13 protein-coding genes are annotated in these 25,592 nt (G+C 40.0%); 3 read left to right on the top strand and 10 right to left on the bottom strand.

The features are described 5' to 3' along the window. Nucleotides 1–86: 86 nt before the first annotated feature. From cofG to HWQ41_RS23840, 10 genes are all read right to left on the bottom strand, one after another. The gene (cofG, locus tag HWQ41_RS23885) at nucleotides 87–1,100 is read right to left on the bottom strand and encodes a 7,8-didemethyl-8-hydroxy-5-deazariboflavin synthase subunit CofG (RefSeq protein WP_292768467.1); all 1,014 of its coding nucleotides are present in this window, start codon (nucleotides 1,098–1,100) and stop codon (nucleotides 87–89) included. Nucleotides 1,101–1,186: 86 nt separating this feature from the next. Next, complete coding sequence (gene crtW, locus HWQ41_RS23880) at nucleotides 1,187–1,948, bottom strand: beta-carotene ketolase CrtW (protein WP_292768466.1); 762 nt, start codon at nucleotides 1,946–1,948, stop codon at nucleotides 1,187–1,189. Nucleotides 1,949–2,261: 313 nt separating this feature from the next. Continuing rightward, nucleotides 2,262–2,465 carry a high light inducible protein gene (locus tag HWQ41_RS23875; protein WP_292768465.1) on the bottom strand — a complete coding sequence of 68 codons (204 nt, stop codon included), beginning with the start codon at nucleotides 2,463–2,465 and terminating at the stop codon, nucleotides 2,262–2,264. Nucleotides 2,466–2,856: 391 nt separating this feature from the next. Further along, complete coding sequence (locus HWQ41_RS23870) at nucleotides 2,857–3,303, bottom strand: SRPBCC family protein (RefSeq protein ID WP_292768464.1); 447 nt, start codon at nucleotides 3,301–3,303, stop codon at nucleotides 2,857–2,859. 19 nt (nucleotides 3,304–3,322) lie between these two features. Beyond that, nucleotides 3,323–3,511 carry a CPXCG motif-containing cysteine-rich protein gene (locus HWQ41_RS23865; protein ID WP_292768463.1) on the bottom strand — a complete coding sequence of 63 codons (189 nt, stop codon included), beginning with the start codon at nucleotides 3,509–3,511 and terminating at the stop codon, nucleotides 3,323–3,325. Nucleotides 3,512–3,522: 11 nt separating this feature from the next. After that, a complete protein-coding gene (locus tag HWQ41_RS23860; protein ID WP_292768462.1) occupies nucleotides 3,523–5,169 on the bottom strand; it encodes a radical SAM protein in 1,647 nt (548 codons plus the stop codon). Nucleotides 5,170–5,190: 21 nt separating this feature from the next. Continuing rightward, a complete protein-coding gene (locus HWQ41_RS23855; protein ID WP_292768460.1) occupies nucleotides 5,191–5,445 on the bottom strand; it encodes a SemiSWEET transporter in 255 nt (84 codons plus the stop codon). Nucleotides 5,446–5,833: 388 nt separating this feature from the next. Beyond that, nucleotides 5,834–6,058: a hypothetical protein gene (locus HWQ41_RS23850; RefSeq protein ID WP_366931701.1), complete on the bottom strand. Its 225-nt coding sequence runs from the start codon at nucleotides 6,056–6,058 to the stop codon at nucleotides 5,834–5,836. 128 nt (nucleotides 6,059–6,186) lie between these two features. Then, complete coding sequence (locus tag HWQ41_RS23845; protein WP_292768457.1) at nucleotides 6,187–7,977, bottom strand: hypothetical protein; 1,791 nt, start codon at nucleotides 7,975–7,977, stop codon at nucleotides 6,187–6,189. Between the two features lie 425 nt (nucleotides 7,978–8,402). Then, complete coding sequence (locus tag HWQ41_RS23840) at nucleotides 8,403–16,937, bottom strand: non-ribosomal peptide synthetase (RefSeq protein ID WP_292768454.1); 8,535 nt, start codon at nucleotides 16,935–16,937, stop codon at nucleotides 8,403–8,405. Nucleotides 16,938–17,652: 715 nt separating this feature from the next. Here HWQ41_RS23840 and HWQ41_RS23835 point away from each other — a divergent pair. From HWQ41_RS23835 to HWQ41_RS23825, 3 genes are all read left to right on the top strand, one after another. Next, nucleotides 17,653–24,159, top strand: coding sequence for a non-ribosomal peptide synthetase (locus HWQ41_RS23835; protein WP_292768451.1), 6,507 nt, complete (start codon nucleotides 17,653–17,655; stop codon nucleotides 24,157–24,159). Next, nucleotides 24,156–24,389 carry an MbtH family protein gene (locus tag HWQ41_RS23830; RefSeq protein ID WP_292768448.1) on the top strand — a complete coding sequence of 78 codons (234 nt, stop codon included), beginning with the start codon at nucleotides 24,156–24,158 and terminating at the stop codon, nucleotides 24,387–24,389. The genes HWQ41_RS23835 and HWQ41_RS23830 overlap by 4 nt, the downstream gene beginning before the upstream one ends. Before the next feature lie 110 nt (nucleotides 24,390–24,499). Then, the gene (locus HWQ41_RS23825) at nucleotides 24,500–25,237 is read left to right on the top strand and encodes a glycosyltransferase (protein ID WP_292768445.1); all 738 of its coding nucleotides are present in this window, start codon (nucleotides 24,500–24,502) and stop codon (nucleotides 25,235–25,237) included. The last annotated feature ends 355 nt before the right edge of the window (nucleotides 25,238–25,592 follow it).

Below are 25,592 nucleotides of genomic sequence, written 5' to 3'. Positions count from 1 at the left end.
AAGGTGGATTCATCCAGTTCAAAGACTCGTTAACGGAGTTCAAAGGTGGATTCATCCAGTTCAAAGACTCGTCAACAAAAAAACTACTACGAGATGGGAAAATCTTTACTTCCCTGTTCTGACAAAAGAGAAACTGGGGTTAGAGTCTTGCGCCAGCGCTTCACTGCTGTTTGCAATTCTTCCGACAACCAGCTATCAAATTGCGGATAAACTGGCGATCGCGGCACCAATTCCCACCTCGCAGGCTGTAAAATTTCTCTTAATGCCTGTTCCTGAACATGAGGATAATCAGGATTCACTTCATCTTTTGGCCCAATTCCGCCCAAATCTCGCGCACCAGCTTCGATACAAGCGAGTAACCATCGGTCATCTTTAACTAAATTGGGCGGAATTTGAATGGTAATATCTGGTGGTAAAATCTGACGCGCCTTAAAAATGACTTCCGGTAACTGATGAGGGTCAAAAGGTGGTGCATCAAAGGTTTGCTGATGTCCTGGGCTATGAGGTTGCAGGATAACTTCTTGAATGTGGTGATAACGTTGATGCAGTTGAGATATAGCTGTTAATGTTTCCCACCAATCATCAGCGGTTTCTCCAATTCCCAACAGTAACCCCGTTGTAAAGGGAATCTGCAACTCTCCCGCCCATTGCAATTGTTGTAAACGAACTTCAGGTAATTTACTCGGTGCGTGCCGATGTACACTATTTAACAATGTTGGCGTTAACTGTTCCAACATCAGCCCCATCGAAACATTCACACGCTTGAGCTTTTCCATCTCCTCAAAACTCAGTGGCCCCGCGTTTGTGTGCGGTAAAAACCCCATTGAAAGCGCTAATTCACACAAATCATAAATCCGCCCAAACCACGCCTGACGCCTTGGCGAATGGGGATGCACTTCACCGCTGAGTATGAGGATTTCACAGACTTTTTCGCTTTTAAGTGCTTTTAAAATACTGTCTGCATCTGAAAGACTCATCCAGGGACTTTTACCCGGTTCACTGCGAAAGTTGCAATAACTACACCGATTAAAGCACTCGTAAGTGGGAACGATTGTATAAGCAGGGCTATAGGTGACAAGACGAGAATTATTAATTGGCATAAGCAGGATAATCTAAAAGAATGCCTTGCTCAAACTATATAGATTACCGTGTGACTATTGTTGCCCTGATATTAGATAAACAAGAACTATTTTGCTTTGTAAATTTCTGGTAACTGCCACCAAGGAACATGGGGATACTCGTGATGTTCTTCATGATAGCCGAAATGATAGCACGTGATAAATGACCACCAAATTGGACGGCTAATCGTTTGGGAACAATGAGGCTGAATATAACCTCCTATGGGTTCGCTATGAGGCAGGAAAGTACCAAAGTAAAATAATTGGAATGAACTTAAAAGCGAAGGAATCACCCAAAAGTAATTTAGATTATCACTGGGTATATAGAGTATATATTTAGCAAAGTTATAAATAATGGTTAGGGCAATTATTTGTCCCCAACTCCAGTAACCCTTCATAAAATGAAGATACCAACCCAATAAATTTTTGTGTTTCCCGTTATGAAAATCTGGGTCTATTTGACTTGCTGGATTGTGGTGATGCACCCAATGTTTTTGCAATAATTTTTTATAGGGTAAAAGACCATAAAGAGATAGGGTTAATGTCCCAATAAGATGATTAATCTTGGTGTTCTGGGGAAACACTACCCCATGCATCGCATCATGAGATGTAATAAATAATCCTGTATATAAAAATGTTTGCCATAGTATAACAGGCGATAACATCCACAATTTTACCTTGGAGATGTCAAGCGAAAGTAATAAACTCAGGCTAATGACCCATGCGCTAACAATGATAATAGCAATGAAAAGTCCCTTAAACTGAGATTTACTTTTCACTACTGGGGTCAGTTTTGTTTGATGACTGGGTGGTTGTTCTAATTGAATCACGCTTTTACTCCGCCTAGTATTCAGGTCAAAATTCCTAAAATATAGTCACCACAAAAAGTACTAACCACCAGCAAGAAAATTCTTTTAGTGGTCAGTATTTTGCATTGGATAGTGCCAATACCTGAAAATGTTTATAAATATTAAGATACTTTAACTATTATTACACATCCCAGCCGATACCAACAAATATTTTCGCTTGAGAGGTTAGATGACATAAGTGATAGCACTGATAAAGCTAGTAGTTAGAAAAACTAATGTTTTTCCTATACTACTTTCTAAACAGCCGAAGCTGGCGAAAAGGATGGTAACATAATTAACGGGAAGAGTCGGGCATGAAGTAGAATAATTCCCATATTACGTTGTAGCCGTTGAGACCCCAAATTAGGTAAGGGAAAAAACCGACCATAGCTAAACGACTGTTCCAAAGTTCGGACTGAGGAGTAAACCCCAACTCTAAAGCATTACGAACTTTGCCATTATATGTATTTTCTATTGAATCACTTGGGTAAAGTCCCATTGTTGATTTTCCTGAAGAATTAAATTATATTTCTCATCCTATTTAACTAATAAATTAGAGCTATCTATCTGTCTGTAGTACTAAAGTGTAAATAAGTCTAAAGGATAAGATTTTCCAGATTGTCAGCAAATACTTCTAAATTAGCGAAATAGTATTTCAGATGTCAAAAAAAATCTCACGAAAGTTTTAAAAGTCTTTGGCGAATAGAATTCGCTACTATACAAACAAAGTCCACGGAGGTGGACTAATAAAAACGTGGACTAATAAAAAATCAAGAGTTTCATAACCTGCCTCCGCAGGTTATGTCTGTATAGCCGCGATTTCTAATCGCCAGGATACTCTAATAAGCTAAAAGTGAATCATCCTGGAAAAATGAATGACGATTAGCTTATCATGACTCGCACTCCCGTTTAGTGACATCGTGGCGATAGCGAAACATTGCTTCTAGTTGCACTTGCACTAACCAACCACTGACAAATTCAACTGTTCCTCCGCCAGGCATAGAGAAGGAAATAGCATCAGTTAATTTGGTTTTGCCATCTTCCGGTTCAAATTCATGTCGATGTACCCAAGACTCAAAAGGGCCAGATATCTGTTCGTCGGTAAACAGGCGATATTTTTCACATTGAGTATGCCGCGCTAACCAAGTTAAGGGTAATGGGCCGAGAAACAGGCGAAATTCGGTGATAGCACCCACGTTTAGCCCCCCCTCACGACGAACTACTTGGACTGGCTGCCAAGGTGGATTCAGCAGTTGCAAAATATCTGGCCTTTCGTGAAATTTCCAAACTACTTCTGGTGGGGCATTAATTACTGAGGAATGTTTAAAGTGCAGCATGGAAAGAAAAACCTAAAATTTAACTTTCGGATTCGGCATCAATCTCGATATCTAGGGTATCTTCATCAACCCGCACATACAAAATATTTGGGTTACAGCAAACTTGACAATCTTCAATGTAAGATTGCTGTCCTCCAGCACTCAAATCAATAAAAGTTAAGTTCGGTTCACCGCAATAGGCGCAGTAATACTCAGCTGTGTTTTGCATCAAGTTTTCAGCTATGAATTCAATGGCTGTAATTCCTTTGGGGATGGATTGATATAACTCTTAGCATCAGCCAAATGCTTTAGTAGTGTAGACTGTGGCAGAGGCCCTTGCAAGTGGCTCCAGGGTAATACTTGCTCTGTTGACCACTCGGCGTGGACGTAGAAATCTAAATCGGGGATTTGTCCTTTGAGTTGTTTGAAAGCACGTTTGTAGCTACCCAAGGAATCGCCAAAGTCACGAGTAAGTTGGAGGAGTTGGGACACTCTGCGATCGCCTCTGGATAACAAAGCCTGTATAATCGACCAATTATAGCTTTCTGGGCGAAATTCTATCCCCTGTGGTTTTAGCTGTTTTTGCAAAAACTGCAACCGCTTTTCTGCTTGACGATTTACGCCAAACCATTGAAACGGCGTATGTGCTTTGGGTACAAAGGTGCTGCATCCGAATGTTAAGCGCAATCCCGGCACAGCTTTTTTGATATTACGCATCATCGCCACGGTTTGCTCCAAATCCTCTGCTTCCTCACCGGGAATTCCTGCCATTCCGTAGAGTTTCAAGCTTTTTAATCCGCCAGCTTTGGCATTTACAGCTGCTTGAATAATTTCGTCGTTATGCAGCTTTTTGTTGATGATTTGCCGGATTTTTTCGGAACCACTTTCTACAGCAATTGTAAGCGATCGCGTGTCTCGTTTCGTCAAAGTTTCTGCTAACTGCACTGTTACGGTATTGGTTCGCACTGATGCAATACTGAGACGGACATCATCATACTTTGGCTGACTAATATAATCCAGCAAAGTCTCAAATTCTGGATGCTGTGTAACAGAAGCTCCTAATAATCCTAACCGATTTGTAACTTCTAAACCTCTGGCGATCGCTGGAATTAAAGAATCTTCAAGACTCGCTGTTCTAAAAGGCAGTGTGAGATAACTCGCCAAACAAAAGCGGCACATTTCTGGACAACTTCTCACCACTTCCACCATGTAAATATTTTCCCATGCGGCTTTTTCGGTGACTACAGTCGATGCCGATAGAGTATTTCCTCGATAAGTCTGCTTTTGCACCACTGCGGGAATTTCTGGAGAAATTGGTTTAATTGACTTTACTGCACCATCTATTGCGTGATACTCGACTTCATATAAACTGGGAATATAAATTCCTGGGACTTGTGCAAGTCTTTTTAGTTGAGTTTGTCTTGAGGCATTTCTTACTTCTTTGTACGCTTCAATGAAATTCCCCAGCAGGTTTTCACCATCCCCCAGCAAAATTACATCAAAAAAAGCTGCAAAAGGTTCGGGATTAGCTGTGAGAACGGGGCCACCACCAAAAATTATCGGATGAGAATCATCGCGAGAAGTTGCCAAAATGGGAATTTCTAAAGATTCCAGCAAATTTAAAATATTCACATAATCCAGTTCCCAGGAAATCGAAAATCCCACAATTTTCGGGGTTCTGGGGAGTTGTTCGTGAGTATCTGTAAACAGGCGACTCACCTGTACATCATCACGCATTGCCAAGGTTGCCCACACTACCTGATAGCCGAGGCTAGTGATACCTACGCTGTACTCATTGGGAAAGGCAAAAATGATGGGGATAGCGTTGGTGTCTGGGGTGGCGGGAGTGAAAAGGAGGCGTTCAGAGGTAAATACAGATGATGTCACAGGTGTTTCTTACAGGCAAGTTTATCTATATCTAATTTTAAGCCATAGAATAATGAAGTTAAAAACCAATGTCACGCTGTTAGCAAGAATAATCGGTAAGGATTGTAGATATATTCCATAAATTAACCACAAAAAAATCCCAGTTATGAATGTAATCAGTGTAACCAAAGAAACATCTTTTGCTGATTTTGTTTGCCACGTTTTAAACATCTGTGGCAAAAAAGAGATTGTGGTTATTGTGGCAGCCGCTAATCCTAAAATTGTCAGAAAATCCATTTATACAAACCTATAAAATAAACTTTTTATTGGTTACAAACTTAGAACCTGATTTTTATAATACTGTATTAATGTCTTCTATTTTACATTGGAACGTGAGGTAGAAAATGGAGAAAACAAAAAGGGAAAAGTTAAACTCTTTCCCCTTCTCCTTTCAGCTTTATCTTAATCATTAAAGGATATTAGGACTTACGCACTGTAAAAAAGAATTATGTTGTGTATCAACGTCAATATGTCGTTTCAGGTTTTTATTAATCATTCTTTGATGGGAAGTAGACCCGCGCGGTAGGGGCAATTCATGAATTGCCCCTACGACAAATGTGGTTTTTCAAATCACCCATATTTGCTCTTTCGTGTCAATGCGTAAGTCCTAGATATGTGATTGACGCTAGCAAAATCGATTAATTAATTCTTCACGGGATAACTGCAATAGTAAAGGCGTAAACTCTTCTGGTGATAACGCTAATAAAGGTTCAATAATTGCTTGAAGCTCATTATCTATTTCACCAAAGCGAACTTTGAGCAAGTTTTCCACCACTAAGCGTTCTCCCTGCTGAATTCCTTGTTGTTTAGCTTGTTCTCGGTCTTGTTGGTAAAGTGGTGCTAATCTCATAAGTAATTCCCTATCTTCCTCGTCTTGATTTTGAGTGATTTGTAAGTGAGTAATTGTTCGAGGTAATCTTTGGCAAATTGGTCGTGAATAAATCTGGTCATGTTGGTAGTTTGGTGATGCAAACCAGTTTATTTACCATTGTCTGACGATTTTTTGAGATAAGATTTAGCCCAAGCATAGCGAGATGCATCTTCTTTTAACAAATACTCTGCTGCTTCATGTCGTTTTTCCTCATTTTTTGTACTCCTGATTACTCGTTTTATTTCAGCATCTATATCTTTAGTTTCAGCCCCACGCTCAATGGCTTGTTGAAACCAATAATTACCTTGCTCATAGTTATATTTGTCATAACATATAGCACCCATTAAGGTGTAAGGTTGATGACTATCAGGCTGATACTCCATAGCTTTTTTTGCACAATTTTCTGCATCATTTAATTTATCACTATCTCTGAATGCTGCTCCTCTAGTGACTAAAATAGCTGATTTTAGATTACTATCGTTGACTCTATTTAAGTCCAGGTCAGTAAGTTTTAATGCCCGTTTAGGTTCATTTGCTTTGCGCCAATAACCACTAGCTGTGGGGATATGCCACTTGTGTCCAGTACGACCAAGTTCTTGTTCATAAAACTCTGCTTCAAGTTTGTAATAGGCGAGAGCGATTTTACCATTATCAGATAATAGCCCCTTTTCCATAAGCTGCAAAACGAACTTAGGATCTAGCCGTTCTTTTTTCTCTAATTTGACCATGATCGCGTAAAATGGCTCTTGTGGAAGTGAAATATCTGTCAATCCATATTTTATTTTGAGTGCAGCAAAGTGCTTTTTTTGGGCTAAAATAATGATATCTTCATATTCATTATTTCTTAGCCAGTCAATTTCTAAATCGCTCATAACGATTAATGATACTATCTTTGACTTCAAAAGAAAAGCATATTTATCATTAGCAATTTCAATTGTTTCAGACAATTTAAACTGTCTTAAAAAAATAATATCCTGCTCATTTAAATGAGTTTCCGAATCAAGTTTTTTCAGAATTGCATATAAATAATTAGTAGGTGATAAATCTTCATGTTGGCTAGCTTTATACTTTGCCTTCAATGCAATAAATTCCCGTTTTTGTTCGAGTTCTTCAGCAATGGCAATTGTTTCGGTAAGTCCTTGCTTTTCTAGCCAGTCAATTTCTGAATCAATTAATTTTTCGTCTGCATCAAGTTTTTGCAGTATTTTATATAGTTGACTTGATAATGATGTGTCTGGATGTTGGCTTGCTTGATACTTACTCTTTAGCTGGGTAACTTTAGCTCGTGTTGCAGACTCTTCTTTTTCAAAAATTTCTATAGCTTCAAAAAGTTCATTATTTAACAGCCACTCGTATTCATTATCATTTAAGCTTGCTTCTGTGTCGAGCTTTTTTAGTATTCTATACAGTCGGTTATTAGGATGTGAATCTTGATACTTGGTGGCTTGATATTTCTCCTTTAGTTGTGCAAAACGTTTTATATCTTGAGCAATTGTAACTATTTGAGTAAGATTATTATCTTGCAATAATTTGATTTCTGAATCAGTCAAACTCTTTTCTGATTCAAGTTTCCAAAGTATTGGATACAAAACACTGCTTACTGATGATTCCCCATTTTTGGCAACTTTATACTTAGCTTTAAGATCAGAAAATTCAGCTTCTAGTCTTTTGGATTCTCCCATCCTAAATTGTTGTAGCCAGATAATTTCAAGGGTTTCAAAAAGCTCATATTCTTGTAACCAATTAGATTCTAAGTCAAGCAGTTCAATTCCTAAATCAACTTTTCGCAGTATGAGATACAGCAGACTAGCGGGTGATGAATCTTGATATTGAGTTGCTTGGTACTTGGACTTTAAAGCAGCAAAGTGTTTTAACCGATTTTGAGACTCTTTAGCCATGTTGATAGTAGATGCGATCGCACTTAGTCAAATGTGTTATCCGCTACTATAGCAATACCAATAAAAAAGGGCGAGTGAGACACCCACCCCCGAAGCATAAATATTTTCTGTACGTTCTGTAGTCCTTACAAGACCTGACACTGCCCATGATGCCGTAATAAATGGTTCAAAGTGAAAAAGCTTTCTCTCGTTCCCAGACTCTGGTTGGGAATGCCTATTGGGGGGCTGCCGCCTCCTGAATTTGCGACAGAGCCACAATGAGCAGCATTTCCAGCAGAGGCTAGAAACGAGAATTTTTTCTCTCTTGTTTTTTGGGGCTTAAGTTGACACCCATGAGCAAGGCTATGCCCCTCAGCGTGGTCTATTTCCTATAAGCAGAAACTTATCAAAGAGTTCCTTTAGAATGAAATCGCCCTAGTATTGGGTCATAACATCTCTGCAATTTCTACTACAAGTTTTCTGACATGAGGTTCTTTCAAAACTGTTTGATGTTCACCAGTTACACAACAAACGCGCACTCGGTCACTGGTTAATTGCCCCCAACCCACAGTAGGATCATCTGGAAACTGTTCTGCTAATGATGCAGTTTTGAACAATGAGATAGCACCTTTAATCGGTTGTGGTTGATAACGCAGACTTGCCCGCAAATTAGCTTTGTAAACGTTGAGTAAGCCTAAAATTAAATTCCGTCCCGAATCAGGAGGAATGAGTTCATGGTGTTGCAACAGTTGCAGCACATAATCAAATTGAGCCGCTTTATCTAGAATCGAAAGTTCCTCATAAGTAACATTTACAGTTTTATAAAAATGCAGTCCTATTTGCTCAACAATGAAGCAAAGAATTGCAGCTTCATCTTCAAGAGAAGCCTCAATTTGTGGAGTGGGTAATGGTGGATGGGTATCGATAATTAATAGATGCTCAACCTGTTCTCCTATAGCTTCCAATTGGGAAGCCATTTCAAAAGCAACCAGTCCTCCCAAAGAGTGACCACCTAGCAAATAAGGCCCAAAAGGCAGGATTTCTCGAATTGCATTTAGGTAACTAGCAGCCATTGCTTCGATAGTATCTAAAGGCAGTTGTTTCCCATCTAAACCTTTTGCCTGAAGTGCATAGACTGGACGTTTTTGACCCAAAGCTTGAGCAAGTACGGAGTAGGAAAGAGCATAACCGCCTGCTTGATGTATGAGAAATAAGGGGGGTAAATCACCCTTAGTTTGTAGAGGAACTATAACATCTAAATCGCTGCTTGATCGCTCTTGTTCTAGCAAAGCTGCCATCTTTTCTATTGTACCTTCGCGGAATAAAGTAACAACAGGTAGATTACATCCTAATCGCTGTTCAATTGTTGCTATTAACCGAATAGCTAAGAGCGAATGACCACCCAAGTCAAAGAAGTTTTCAGTAACACCAATAGGGCTAATTTTTAGTATTTCTTCCCAAATTTGCACTAATTTATGCTCTAACGCTGTCCGAGGCAAAACTTGTTGGCTGGAGTCGATATTTCTTTCAAAGTTAAGTGCAGATAGTGCCTTTCTGTCAACTTTGCCATTAGGTGTTAAAGGTAGAGAATCTAATATGACAAAGTGTGCTGGTACCATGTAGTCAGGCAGTTTTTCTTTCAGGAAGGTACGTAGCTGATTTACAGAGGTAGGTTGCTCGGTTGAGGGGACAATGTATGCAACTAGGCGTTGGCTTTCTATTGAATCTGCACAAGTAATCACTACCGCATTGAGGACATCTGGATGCTGATTTAATACTTCTTCAATTTCTCCTAATTCGATGCGTAAACCGCGAATTTTTACTTGGTTATCAATACGGCCCAAAAATTCAATATTGCCATCAGTAAGATAACGGGCTAAGTCACCTGTTTTATAGAGACGTTCTGATTTAGAATTATTAAAAGGATTGGGAATAAACTTCTCGGCGGTTAACTCTGAACGGTTTAAATAACCACGCGCCAGTCCAGCGCCACCAATGTGCAGTTCACCAGGAACACCAATAGGAACTGGTTGCAAATTCTGATCGAGAATATAAATCTGGTTGTTAGAAATTGGGCGACCAATTGGAACAATTTTTTGCTTAATTCCAGGCTGACAAGTTGAGAATGTTGAATTGATGCAAACTTCAGTTGGCCCATAGAGATTGTGAAAGTTTACCTTTAGTTTACTAAACAAACCTTCTTGTAGAGAAACTGATAAAGTTTCACCTCCACAGAAGACGTGTTTTAGAGAATTACAAGTTTCAATTCCTCCTTGTTCTAAGATCATTTGTAGTAAGGATGGAACAAATTGAACAAAGGTGATTTTCTGTTCGTTAATGATTTTAATTAGATAAGCACTATCCTGATGACCTCCTGGACGAGCTATAACTAACTGTGCGCCTACTAACAATGGTGCGTATAATTCCCAAACCGAAGCATCGAAACTTAAGGGAGTTTTTTGTAGCAGCTTGTCTGCTTCCGTTAGGGGAAATGTTGCTTGTATCCAGAACATATGATTGCAAATAGCGCGGTGAGAGATCATCACTCCCTTGGGTTTACCTGTAGAACCAGATGTGTAAATGCTATAGGCTAAGTTTTCCGCTACTACGCCGCTAATGGGGTTTTCTGTACTTTGTTGGGTAATGGTTTCCCAGTCAGTATCTAAACAAATAATCTGTATATTGTCTTGAACATCAAATTTTTCTAGTAGTTTTTGTTGAGTTAACAAGATTGGTGTCTGAGCATCTTCTAAGATGAAATTGATCCGCTCTTGGGGATAAGCTGAATCGATGGGAACATAAGCGCCACCAGCTTTAAGAATACCCAACAACCCAATTACCATTTCTAGCGATGCCTGCGGCAACGTCTCCGACGAACGCTCAACGCAAATCCCTACTAATACATCTGATTTTACCCCAAATGAACGCAGATAATGCGCCAATTGATTGGCCTGTTTATTCAACTCCTTATAAGTCATATTTTCGTCTTCAAACACCACCGCTATTGCATCTGGTGTCTTCTCTACCTGAGATTCAAACAATTGATGAAGACACTTATCTTGAGGATACTCAACTTGAGTTTGATTCCAATTTCCCAATAATTGATTTTGCTCAGTTGCTGTTAGTAGAGGTAATTCTGTAATTCGCTGTTGAGGATTAGCAACAATACTTTCTAGCAATGTTTGAAAATGACCGACCATCCGGTTAATTGTAGTTACATCAAATAAATCGGTTCTATATTCCCATGTTCCCTGAATTCCTGTTTCTGTTTCAATCATTAATAGAGTTAAATCAAACTTAGCTGTCACCTGTTCTAATTCCAAGGGAATGAGGCTCAAATTAGGTAGTTCTAAATTGCCTATCGGAGCATTTTGTAAAACAAACATCACCTGAAACAAGGGATGATGGCTGAGATTTCTTTCGGGATGTAGTTCTTCGACAATTTTTTCTAGGGGGACATCCTGATGAGCGTAAGCTTGCAGCGTTTCTTCTTTAATTCGCAACAGTAATGTATTAAAATCAAGATTACCAGTTAAATCGGTTCTGATGACTAAAGTATTGACAAAAAAACCAATCAGTTCTTCAATTTGTTTGTGATTCCGGTTAGCAATTGGCGTACCAATTAATAAATCCTGCTGTCCCGAATAACGCATTAACAGGGTGCTAAATACGCCTAACAATCCCATGAACAGGGTAGCACCTTGAGATTCGCATAACTTCTGTAAGCGATCGCTCACTTCTGTATTAATCGTAAAGGATACTGTAGCGCCTTGATAACGTGCGATCGCAGGACGGGGAAAATCAGTCGGTAACTCTAAAATATCGATTTTCCCACCAAGTTTTGCTTTCCAATAAGCTAGTTGTGCAGGTAGTTGGGTTTGCTCAAAAATTGTTCGTTGCCAATGGGCAAATTCCCAATATTGTAGAGATAAAGGTGATAAAGGCGATGCATCACCCCGGCAAAATGCTGCATAAGATAAGGATAATTCCTTAATCATTAAACCCAATGACCAACCATCAGAAATAATATGGTGCATTACCAAGACAAAAACATGAACGTCCTCAGCTAACTGATAGAGATGGACGCGCAATAAAGGCAGTGTGCGAAGATTGAAGGGAGAAATAATTGCTTCTCTAATTGCTTTTTTAACTGCTTCTTCCTGGTTTTCTGGCTCTAAATGACTCAGATTTATTAGCGTCAATGGAACTTCATCGGATTCATGAATAACTTGTATAGGAACTCCGTCATTACTCTCAAAAGTTGTGCGTAATACTTCATGACGTTGAATTATTTCTTGTAAACTGCGGTGTAGCGCCTCTTGATTTAAATCTCCATCCAAACGAAAAGCGATCGCCATATTGTAAGCAGCATTATTCGGTTCCAACCAATCTAAAAACCAGAGTCGTGCTTGAGAGAAAGAAAGCGGTAAGTTTTCTCGCTGGGCAATGTGGGGGATAATATCTTGAAGCGTATTTGTAAAATCGCTCACCACAGCCAAGCGCTCAATTTCCTCAGCTAAACCTGCGATCGTTGAATGCTCAAAAACTTTTCTTAACGGTAATGCTAAATTAAATTCTTCGCGAATCCGAGAAACTAACTTAGTTGCTAGCAGCGAATGTCCTCCTAAATGGAAGAAATCGTCTGTCACACCGATGCTATCAATGCCTAGCACATCAAGCCAGAGGGTGCATAGTCTTGCTTGGGTGCGGGTTGTGGCTTGAATAAAGGCTTGTTTACTAAGTGCTAAATCTCGCTCTGGTGCAGGTAAAGCGCGTCTATCCAGTTTACCACTGGGAGTCATCGGGAAGCTTTCTAGAAGGACAAAGGAAGACGGACGCATATATTCTGGTAATTCTTCCCGCACTTGTTCTTTTAACTGGGAAATTAGCGTTTTTGCAAAACGTCCTTTGAGCGGATCAATCCAGTAATAATTAGTAGCTTGAGTAGAAATTATACTATTAATTGGCATTACTGGAGAGCGGCGTTTTCCATCTGTTGCTGGATAGAAACAAACATCAAAATAACTCGGACTCAAATCTGGAGAGTAGCTAATAATTAATTGACAACCAATTTCTTTAGCAATAGCAGATAAATCTGCTGGATCAATTGCTTGTGTTAAGTTAATTTCATCGATAAATTCGCGTAACTCTCCAATTGTTTTTTCACCATCATTTCCTTCTACCCACTGTAAAACTGCTTCATCTTTAATTAAACGTGCATTGGGAATACCACGCCAACCAATTGCACCTGTTTTGATGATTTCTTGACGTAAATCGTCTAATTGCAAATTAGCTGTTTCCCAATTTTTCCAAACAGGTTCTATAGCATTATTTGGTGATACACCTAACTTGTGCAATACGACATCATAACGATATTTAGTTAGTTCGTTGTGGTTACTTTCCTCTTTGAGGTGAACTTCTACCGCCGCCAAACTGGGGAAAACTTCGGTCAGATTCACAAAGAAAGTTGGATCAAGTACTAATTCATTTTCTGTTTCTGCCAGTCGTCGAACTTGGGTTTTAAAACTTTCCCTATTTGTATTGTCATCAGCTTGAGAAAAGGCAACGCTGGTATGAAAATAATTTAAAAGTGGTAAATTACGATTATCGCCAATAAATAGACTTCCTCCCGGTGCTAATATTTCCAACGCGCCTGCAATTACCTGCTGTAAATACTCGATAGAGGGGAAATATTGAGCGACAGAATTAATAATAATAGTATCGAACTCAGCATCAGGAATTTGGGAAAAATCAATGGCTTCTCGTGTCAATAAATTTACATTATTCCACGAGCGATTTTGAATAATATTTGTCAATCGGCTAATTGCTTCCTGGGAAAAATCAGTTCCCCAATAAGATTCTACCTGAGTAGCGATATTCAATAAAATCATCCCCGTACCGCAGCCAATTTCTAGAATCCGTTGGGGTTTGAGTGCTTGAATTCGCGCCAGAGTATTATTTAGCCATTGACGCATATCGGCGGCGGGAATGGGTTGATTATCATAACTACTATTCCAACCAGTGATATTAAAGGCTTCGTTGGCTTCAGTTTCATTATTACGATAGGTTTCGTTAAAGGTATATTGCCATTCTTGGGTTTGTTCCTGCTTCAATGTTTCATAGTCTGGAATTTGATGTTTGGGAACGATGTAAGCGGCTATTCTCACATCTTCTTGGCTTTCTTTCTGGACAATTACTAAAGCATCGCGCACCCCTGGATGACGTTTGATAACTCCTTCAATTTCACCCAATTCGATGCGAAAACCACGAATTTTTACTTGATGGTCGTTACGTCCTATATATTCAATTTCGCCATTCTCAAGGAAACGAGCTAAATCACCAGTTTTGTAGAGACGTTCTGGGTTTGAATTGTTAAATGGATTGGGAATCATCCGTTCTGCGGTTAATTGTGGGCGGTTAAAATAACCGCGAGTTACACCCGCACCACCAATATACATTTCACCAACTACCCCAATGGGAACAGGTTGGCAGTGATGATCTAGAATATATAGAGAAAGGTCGGGAATCGGTTCGCCAATTAAACTACCAAGACGTTGTTTTACATCCCTTAAGCGAATCGGACGGTAAGTAACGTGAACGGTGGTTTCTGTAATTCCGTACATATTTACTAGCAAAGGGAACTCATCATCATGGCGTTCAAACCAAGTTTCTAGACTTGCTAAATCGAGCGCTTCACCACCAAAAATTACATAGCGTAATTCTAGTTCTCCTTCCCGACAAAGTATTTCTTCCGCTTGCATTAATTGTCTAAAGGCTGAAGGTGTTTGGTTTAAAACTGTGACTTTAGCATCGCACAGTAAGTTATAAAATTCTTCGGGAGAACGACTTACTAAATAAGGTACAATTACTAAACGACCACCAAATAAAAGAGCGCCCCAAATTTCCCAAACGGAGAAATCAAAGGCGCAGGAGTGAAAGAGTGTCCACACATCTTTGGCGTTAAACTTGAACCATTTCTCAGTAGCCAACATTAAACGCACAACATGACGATGGGTAACAACGACTCCTTTGGGTTTTCCTGTGGAACCGGAGGTGTAAATAATGTAAGCTGCGTTATCTGGCTGAACTAAAACTTCTGGTTCTGTTGTTTGTAGTTTTGCTAGTTCAGCTTTGCAATTATCAATAAATATAACAGTAGCTTGGTAAGGTGGAATTTGCTCTTGAAATTGGGTGTGTGTGAGCAAAACTGCAACTTGACTATCTTCAATCATATAAGCGATGCGATCGCTCGGATAATCGGGATCGAAGGGAACATAAACCCCACCCACTTTCAGAATCGCCAAAATAGAAACTACCAAATCTAAAGAACGAGACAGCCACAGTCCCACTCGTGATTCTGGTTTGACACCAAGATTAATTAAATGATGTGCTAATTGGTTAGCGCGATGATTTAATTGTGAGTATGTCAGGGTTTCGTTTTCAAATATTAACGCTGTCTGTTGGGGACGCAACTTTGCTTGTTGACTAAAGATTTCATGCAAACAAAATTGCACGGGAAAAGTTTGGTGAGGTTTAGCTGGAACTAATTGAGATAATTCTTCAGTCAGCAGAAAAGGTAAGCGGCTCACGGGTGTATCCGGTTGCGCTATTAAATTTTCTAGGAGTTGGCAAAAATGACGCGCAAATCTTTCTACAGTTTCTCTTTTGAATAAATCTACGTTGTAAGATAAAACCCCATTTAGCTGCTCTTGGCTTTCGGTGATAAACAACTCTAAATCAAAACGAGATGCTTCTTGAGTTGCTAATATTGAAACTTCTAAATCACCTGTACTAAATTGCGGCTTGGGTGCATTTAATAAAGTAAACGCAATTTGAAATAAAGGATTGCGACTAGTATCTCGTTCAAGATGCAGACGGTCTACTAAGGTTTCAAATGGTACTTCTGTATGTTCAAAAGCCTCCAGTACTGTTTCTCTGACTCTATTTAGCAGCTTGCGAAAACTAGGTTCGTCTGATAAATCGGTGCGAATCACCAACATATTGACGAAAAAACCAATGAGTTTTTCAGCATCGATTCCTGGACGGTTGGCGATGGAAGTACCGACTGGTATATCCTCTTGTCCGGTATAACGCGCCAAAAGAGCCTGGAAAGCACCCATCAGGGTCATAAATAAAGTAGTACCTTCTTTTTGGCTAAAGGTACGAATGGCATTTGTGAGAGAAATAGGTAGAGAAAATTTCACCAAATCTCCCCGAAATGATTGGAGGCGGGGTCTAGTAAAATCAATGGGAAATTGCAAAACTGGTAATTCTGCTAATTGTTTCTCCCAATAAGCAAGACTATCTTGCAAAGCTAAATTGTTAAATTTTTCTTGTTGCCATAAGGCATAATCGGCGTATTGAATTTCTAAGTCTGGAAGTGCTGTTTTATCTTTTTTAATAGCCAGTTGGTAAAGAGCAGCAATTTCTTGTAAAAAAACACCAATTGACCAAGCATCAGCAATGGTATGATGAAGAGTGAGGGTGAGTATGTATTGTTTTGATGCTAGCCGAAAAAGGCGCGATCGCACTAATGGCCCTGTTTCTAAATCAAAGGCATATTCAGCTTCAGAACGCGCTATTATCAAGATTTGTTTTTCAGTTTCTGTTGTATTATTACTCCAATCTTCTAATATAATTTCGGCTAAATAATTTGGGTGAATCCGTTGCCAAGGTTCCCCATCAATTGCTATAAATGTGGTTCGTAGGCTTTCATGTCGCTGCTGCAATTGTTTAAAAGCTTGCTGCAAAGCTTCTACCTGCAAATCTCCATGTAGACTAAATACAGAATAAATATTATAAGCAGAAGATGTCGGTTCTAATTCACAAAGAAACCACAAGCGCCTTTGTTGAAAAGAAGCAGGTGCTTGGGTAAGACTGCGGCGCGGAATTAAAAACTGGTCTTTTTCTAGTTCGAGTCCTTCCTCTTCTAGAAGGAATTCTAAAAGTTCTATATCGTTGATTTCTGAGTAGTTCATCATAATATAGCAATCCTAAATGAGTTGTAAAAAATAGTTTTTTAATCAAACCACAGAGACACAGGAGCTATCTTGCAAGGCACTGGGATGTTTCTGTATGTCTGAGATATGGATGTCAAGAAAGTTAAACAGGGGTTTTTTGGAAATGACTCTTTTAGGCATAATCTTTACTTAAAATTTTTGGGTTAAACAATCCTGAAACCTATTTACTCGTTGCGTTCAAAGCAGACATAAATCCAGTCTTTATAGTCTGTACTAGTGGAAGTTCCAGCCCTTTGCATTTGTAGACTCACAATATTTTTGGGAAAATTTTACCTCTCAAGATTTGGCCCTCAGCACAAGGAAGCCTGCTTCAATTGCAGAATAAGATAAATTTTTTACATCATGGTGTTGACATGATCATATATTTCATATAATTATCTTCTTGTCAACCACACTTGGACTGACGATAAGTTTTAGTTATAGCTTTTATAAGCAAATTCTCGAAATAAAAACATTTTATCTCAAATGAGCTAAACCATATTTATAAATGAGGAGATTTATATAGTTAAAATTTATACCATAATCCTTTATACAACCTTGAGAGTAAGTGTTAAATAATTAACTTAATGTTTTTCAATCCGTGCGTACTTGGTAAATATTAACTTCGCCTGAAAGCCAATTATCCCATAGCTTTTGCCCCTAAAAAAGGTTAAATTATTTAAGGAATTATGACACCGTGAATAAAATATTTCCATTATCAATCAATCAAAGAGAAATTTATATCGACCAAATGATGTGGTTGGAAGGTTCCCATCTGAATATCGGTGCAGTTGTCACGGTTCAGGGTGTTTTCGATATTGAAGTTTTCAATTATGCAATTAACAAAATAATCCGCTCCCATCCAGGTTTACGAACACGAATTTATGAATCTGAAGGCAAACCTTTGCAGACAATTGCACCGCACCAAGATGCAAAAGTGACTTTGGTTGATTTCTCCAGTCATGAAGATAGTGAAGGAGATGCCGAAAAATATATAAAAAGAGAATTTTCCACGCCTTTTAGCTTTGGTGAAAATACCCCACTTGTGGCTTTTCAACTAATTCGTACCAACAGCCAAAAACATATTATTTTTGGTAAATATCATCATGTTATTACCGATGGTTGGGGAACCTCTATTTTCTTCAGAGAATTCATAAGAACTTACAATCAAATTATCAACAACGGTGCAGATAATCAAACAGAAAGAGATTGGTATTTAAGTGAATATCTTCAGGAAGAATCAGATTATTTAAAATCAAATAATTTTCAGCGCGATCGCGAATATTGGCAGCAGCGCTTAAAGCAGGTTTCACCTAATATTTTCCCTCAAATTAAATCCCAAAAATTGATGGGGAACCGCCAATCTATTTATATTTCTCGTGAGCAATATAACCGAGTTAATACTATTGTCCAAAATATCCAATCAAATGTTTTTCATTTGATTCTGAGTTTAGTTACAATTTATTTAGCTAAACGCTATACCAAAAGTGATTTAGTTGTTGGTTTGTCTCTTTTAAATCGCAATAAAAAAAGCTTTAAAGATGCCATTGGTTTATTTGTCAGCACTATTCCATTCCGGGTGGAAATCAATGGCAATAAAACAGTCCATGAACTTCTAGATCAAATCCGTTCTCTATTACGGCAAGACTATCGCCATCAACGCTTTCCTTTAGGAGAAATAAAGCGAATTTCTGGCTTACAACCAAGTAGCAAAGACCATTTATTTGAAGTTTATCTTTCCTATGAAAGACACGATTACAACGAATGTTTTACTAATAGTGAAACAAGCTGTGTTCCTCTCTACAGCTATCAACAGAAAGTTCCACTCATTATCTATGTGCGAGAATATGAGGAACATAGTGACATCAAAATTGATTTTGACTACAACCTTTCCTATCTAGATTCTGAGACAGTAGAACAGATAGTTACAAACTTCCAAAACCTGTTTGAGGAAGCTGGAGAAAATTTAGAAAAAACCATTTCTAGCCTTTCTATTGTATTACCAGAAACAAGAGTTTCACGGGATATTGAAAACCTCTACCCTTGTAGGGGAGAGGCTTTGAATTTTCCCCCTTCCCTTGTAGGGAAGGGGGTTAGAGGGTTAGGTTCCGCGTTAACCACAGAAACACTCGTTTCTGCTTTTGATAGCACCGCCAATAAGTATTCTGAAAATATCGCAGTTCAATTTAACAAAATCACTCTCACCTACGCCGAACTCAATGCAAAGGCGAATCGCCTCGCTCATTATTTGCAAAGCCAAGGAGTGCAGCCAGGAACACGAGTAGGATTATGTTTAGAACGTTCAGAAAACGTAATTATTGCCATACTAGGAATCCTGAAAGCTGGTGCAGCCTATGTTCCCCTAGATCCTAATTCTCCCTCTGCACGTCTGCAACTAATTCTAGAAGATAGCGGGATTTCGGCACTCATTTCTGAAGACTCAGTTTTATCCGAATTGACTAACAAAGAAGTAGTAGCATTCACTCTCAAATCTATAGAAAAGGAACTTAGCAATCAGCCAGATACATCACCACAAATTTACTTTCAATCGGAATTTCCCGCTTATATAATTTACACGAGTGGTTCCACTGGTACACCTAAAGGTTGTGTTGTAACCCATGCTAACGCCATCCGGCTAATGCGTTCCACAGAAGCTTGGTTTGGCTTTAACGAAAAAGATATTTGGACGCTGTTTCACTCCTTCGCTTTTGATTTTTCTGTGTGGGAATTGTGGGGAGCTTTGCTCTACGGTGGTAGAGTGATTATTGTTCCTTTCTGGTTAAGTAGAACGCCAGAAACATTCCGCGAATTTCTCACCACAGAAAAAGTAACTGTCCTCAATCAAACTCCTTCGGCGTTCAACCAACTGATTCGCGCCGACGAAGCCAGTGTGGGAAAACTGGCGTTGCGCTATGTTATCTTTGGCGGTGAAGCTTTAGATTTGCCAAGTCTGAATCCCTGGCTGGAACGATACGGAGATAAAACCCCGCGTCTAATTAATATGTACGGGATTACAGAAACCACTGTTCATGTCACCTATCGCCCCATTTACCAGAGCGACCTCACCAAAAACCGTGCTAGTGTAATCGGTACAGAGATTCCCGACTTGCAGATATACCTGCTCGATGAAAAACTAGAACCCGTTGCTGATGGATTACCAGGGGAAATTTATGTCGCCGGTGCAGGGGTGACTTGCGGTTATTTAAATCGTCCCGCACTGACAGCAGAACGGTTTTTACCGAATCCTTTTGCAGAAGGACGACTTTACCGCAGTGGCGATTTAGCGCGAAGATTGCCTAACGGTGATTTAGAATATTTAGGAAGGGTAGATAGACAAGTCAAAATTCGCGGTTTTCGGATTGAGTTGGGAGAAATCCAAACAGCGCTAACGTCCCATTCTCAAGTTCGTGAAGCTTTGATTTTGACTGATGAATGGGAAGAAGAAAATAGGCTGGTTGCTTATTATGTTCCAGGAGAATCTCATCCCAATAGCAATGAATTGCGTCAATACCTAAAAACCAAGCTGCCTGAGTATATGATACCAGCAGCTTACGTGAGTTTAGAAGCCTTTCCTTTGACTGTTAATGGTAAAATTGATACTAAAGCATTACCCGCGACCGATTGGAACCTTTTAAGGGTAGAAGAAGATTATGTAGCTCCCCGCAATGCTGATGAAGAAAGCTTCTGTGCAATTGTAGCCGCAGTCCTTGGTCTGGAAAAAGTCGGGATTGATGATAATTTCTTTGAAATTGGCGGTGATTCAATTCTGGCTTTGCAAGTGATCGCTAAAGCTAAAAAAGCAGGTTTTGCAATTTCCGCCAGAGACCTCTATGAGTTTGCAACTGTGCGTCAGTTGGCTGTGAAAAAAGCAGTATTAACTACAACTGAGTTAAGTGAAAATATTGATATTTACCTTCTATCAGAAAGCGATCGCCAACGTTTACCAAAAGATGCAGAAGATGCTTATCCCCTCTCCAGTTTACAGGGGGGAATGCTCTATCACAGTGAGATGCATCCTGATTCGGCGATTTTCCACCAAATTTTCACCTTTGATTTACGCCTCACCTATTCTGAAGCAGCTTGGAAAAATGCGATCGCTGATATATGTCTAGCACATCCAGTATTGCGGACTTCTTTCCATTGGACAGGATACAGCACGCCGATTCAAATCGTTCACGCCCAAGTTGAATTACCTTTAACGGTTGTCGATTTACGTAATTTGGGAGCGAATGCACCTCAGCAAGTTGTGGAATGGATTGAATCTGAAAAAACCCGCTCCTTTGATATTACGAAACCTCCCTTATTCCGCTTCCAGATTCACCGACTCTCAGATGAACAACTCAGCTTCAGCTTCAGTTTTCACCACGTCATTCTGGATGGTTGGAGTGTCGCAACATTGCTCACGCAATTGTTACAACGTTATGTTCAGTATTTAGAAACCGGAAATGTTCCAGCGTTGACAGTTCCAGAGATTGCTTACAGAGATTTTATCACTCAAGAACAACAAGCGATCGCTGACAAGGAACTGCAAGAATTTTGGCAAAAACATCTCAGCAACTTGGAAGTTAGCACCCTCCCGCGTCTGAATGTAGAGCATCCCATGTCTCTAAAACGCCATCTGCAACGCTTATCAATCACCATTAACGAGCAGTTAGCGAATAACCTCCGCAAACTTGCCAAAAATGCCGGAGTTCCTCTGAAAACAGCGCTTTTAGCCGTGCATCTGCGCGTTCTCTCCTTTTTAACTGGACAAAATGAAGTCGTAACTGGTAACGTCATCAATGGACGACCCGAAACCCTCGACAGTCAAAATCTGTTGGGTTTGTTCGTCAATACGGTACCGTTGAGGATGCAATTGACATCTGGTAGTTGGTTAGAGTTAATCCAAGCCGTTTTCCGTGCTGAACGGGACATCCTCCCTTATCGGAATTTCCCGTTAGCTGAGATGCAACGCCTGATTGATCAACGTCCTCTATTTGAAGTGGGATTCAACTACGTCCATTTTCACGTATATGAAGGCTTGCTAAATCTACCCCAAGTTGAAGTTAAGAACGTTGATATTTTTGAAGAGACAGACTTTCCCTTTCTGGTAGAGTTTTGTCTGGTTCCAAAAAGTGCAGCCCTGCAATTGAATTTAATCTATGACGTGCAGCAGTTTGGGGCAGCACAAGTTGAGCAATATGGCAAGTATTATCAAACTGCCCTGACTGAACTCGCCTCTGAAACCCAAACAATATACCACAGGCGATCGCTCATCTCTGCTGAAGAACGCCATAGCTTACTGCAAGCTTCCAATCTCAACTCAGCCAGTTATCTATCTGACCAAACTCTGGTTTTTGCTTTTACTCAAGCGGTGTCCCAATATGCGTATAAAACCGCCCTCTGTTTCCAAGAAACTACTCTCAGTTTTGCAGAATTAGATACTCGTTCCAATCGCCTTGCACATTACCTAAAAAACCGAGGCGTTAGACCAGAAACCCTTGTGGGGCTTTGTTTAGAACGTTCCGAACAGTTAGTAATAGCCATCCTGGCAATTCTCAAAGCTGGTGGTGCTTATGTTCCAGTTGATACTAGTTATCCGAGCGATCGCATTGATTTTCTATTACAAGATAGTGGCGTTTCTCTACTCATCACCCAGCGTTCAGTTGTTACCCAAATTCCCGCAGGTGATACCGAAATTGTCATTCTAGAAGATATAGCCACCCAACTAGAAAATCAAAGCAATGAGTCCTTAGCAGTTCAGATATTACCAGAGCATCCCGCTTATGTAATTTATACAAGTGGTTCCACAGGTAAACCCAAAGGTTGTATCGTTACCCATGCTAACGTTATCCGCCTGCTCAAAGCCACTCAATCCTGGTTTGAATTTAACAGTGCAGATATTTGGACATTGTTTCACTCTTACGCCTTCGATTTCTCCGTTTGGGAACTGTGGGGAGCCTTGTTGTATGGCGGTCAAGTAGTCGTAGTCCCCTATTGGACAAGTCGCTCACCAAAGGACTTTTACCAACTGCTCCAAAACCACAAAGTCACGGTATTAAATCAAACTCCTTCAGCCTTCAAGCAATTAATTCAAATAGCAACAATAGAGACAGAAAAACTACCTTTACGGTACGTAATTTTCGGTGGAGAAGCCTTAGAATTACCAAGCCTACAACCTTGGTTTGAGTTATATGGCGACGAAAAACCGAGGTTAATTAATATGTACGGCATCACCGAAACCACCGTTCATGTCACCTATAGACCTATTATCCAAGCAGATGTAAACACCAATCGAGGTAGCGTTATTGGTCAACCGATTCCCGATTTAAATCTCTATATCTTAGATGAAAATCTGGAACCAATGCCGGTAGGAGTTCCTGGGGAAATGTACATTGGCGGTGCGGGAGTGACGCGGGGTTATCTGCATCAGCCTTGTTTGAGTGCAGAGAGATTTATTCCCGACCCCTACGCCAAAACTCCCGGTAGTCGTCTATATCGCAGTGGAGATTTAGCGCGTCGTTTACCGAATGGCGAACTAGAATATCTTGGACGCGCCGACCAGCAAGTTAAAATACGCGGTTTTCGTATTGAACCAGGGGAAATTACCGCCGTTCTCAGCACTCACCCTCAAGTTAAAGAAGCCTTAGTCACCGTGGGGAAAGCTGCAAATGGGGATAATCGGCTAATTGCCTACTTTATTTCTAATAGCGAGTCAGACCTGAAAACCGTCTTACCAGAGTTTTTAAAGAGCAAATTACCAGATTATATGATTCCAGGGGTCTTTGTGCCACTAGAAGCCATTCCCTTAACAGTGAACGGCAAAGTAGACCACAAAGCCTTACCAGCACCCGATTGGAGTTGGACAAGGAAACCTTACATTGCACCCAGAAATGACCAAGAAGCAACTATCTGTTCCCTGATGGCTAGTTTATTACAAATAGAACGGGTAGGAGTTACCGATGATTTCTTTGAAATTGGCGGAGATTCCTTGCTAGTTACCCAATTAGCCATCCGTTTGCGCCAAACCTATCAAACCGAGTTTCCCCTACCTCAATTATTCACCCATCGCACCCCAGAAGCGATCGCTCTTTTACTAGCAGCTTCTCCAACTGTGCAAACAACCGCCGATATCCCCAAAGCATCGCGTCAACGCCGTTCTGTAAACTTAAGCGATGACGGCATATTAGTTATGACCAAAATAAAGGAGCCTAAAAAACCATGAGTAACAACGAACACAACGACGAAACTATTTATCTTGTAGTAGTCAATCATGAAGAACAATATTCAATTTGGCCGAAATGGAAACAGGAACTGCCATTAGGATGGAAATCTGTAGGCAAAGAAGGCTCTAAAGCTGAATGTTTAGCCTATATCGAAGAAGCATGGACAGATATGCGTCCTTTAAGCTTACGTCAGGCGATGCAAGAAAAATCTGCTCATCCTGAATTGTAAAGCTTAACTTGGGAATTGGGGGTTGGCGACTAGGGACTAGGAAGAATCAAAACCATGCCCCATGCCCCATGCCCAATGCCCAATGCCCAATGCCCCATGCCCAATAAGTAATGAGTAAAATTCCCAAAATAATCCATCAGATTTTTTTTCTGGGAGAAGCAGCCATACCAGAAAAATATCGTCGTTATCACCAAACAGTTTTGCAGCATCACCCTGATTGGGAACACCAATTTTGGGATGAAGCCAGAGCAAGGAAATTTATGGCGGATAATTATTCCTGGTTTCTGCCAGTATTTGATGCTTATCCCCATAAAATTCAACGTTTTGATGCCATACGCTATTTCATTCTTTATCATTATGGAGGCTTCTATATTGATATGGATATTGAATGCCTCAAACCACTTGATGATTTATTAGCAGATTTTGAGCTTGTGCTTTCAAAATTGGTTTGCTTTAGTAATGCCATTATGGGCAGTGTTCCAAGACATCCCCTCTGGCTAAAAGTGTTCGAGGAATTACAAAAACGCAAAGATAATTCAGCCCAAAATACCATGCCCTATTATGTGGGCTACAGCACCGGGCCAATCATGTTAAATGATTGCGTAGTAGTAGATAAATTCCATGAAAATCCTACAGTTCGTGTATGCCCAGGCTACATTTTTGAACCAGGTGCCCCAATGGAACTTAACGGCAAAATCTTCAAGAGTCAGCCTACCTCAGAGACTTATACCATACACCACATGACTACTTCTTGGCTGCCTGCAAAACATCAGATAACCAGAGTTTTATTCGGTATGCTTTTAGAACCATACTGGTTCTTTCGCTCTTTGCTCAAAGGTACTGTGTGATTCTTTTGCGTTGGCTTGTTTATAAAATAACCTCACGTCAATAAAGTGGTAAATACAATTAAAGAAGTCGAAAGTCGGAAGGACGCTCGCGGACTCGCTACCGCTACGCTAACGGAAGTCGGAAGTACAGTTTTGTAAGGGGGACTTAAACCCGCCGAAGTTTGTTAAAAAAATAAAGATCATAATTTTTATGTGGACAAATAATTAGTCTGACAGAAACTTTGAATTTCCCCCTTCTCTTGTACTACGGTGTACACACATCTCTACACACTATACAAAACATCGTTTGATTCCCCTAAATCCCCCAATAAATTGGGGGACTTTGAGAATTTTTTGCCCCCCTTAAAAAGGGGGG

Origin of the sequence: Nostoc sp. NOS(2021) (genome assembly GCF_017115025.1) — a bacterium.
GTDB lineage: Bacteria > Cyanobacteriota > Cyanobacteriia > Cyanobacteriales > Nostocaceae > Nostoc.
The sequence above is the reverse complement of the archived record's forward strand: the minus strand, read 5'-3'. Positions and strand labels throughout refer to the sequence as shown.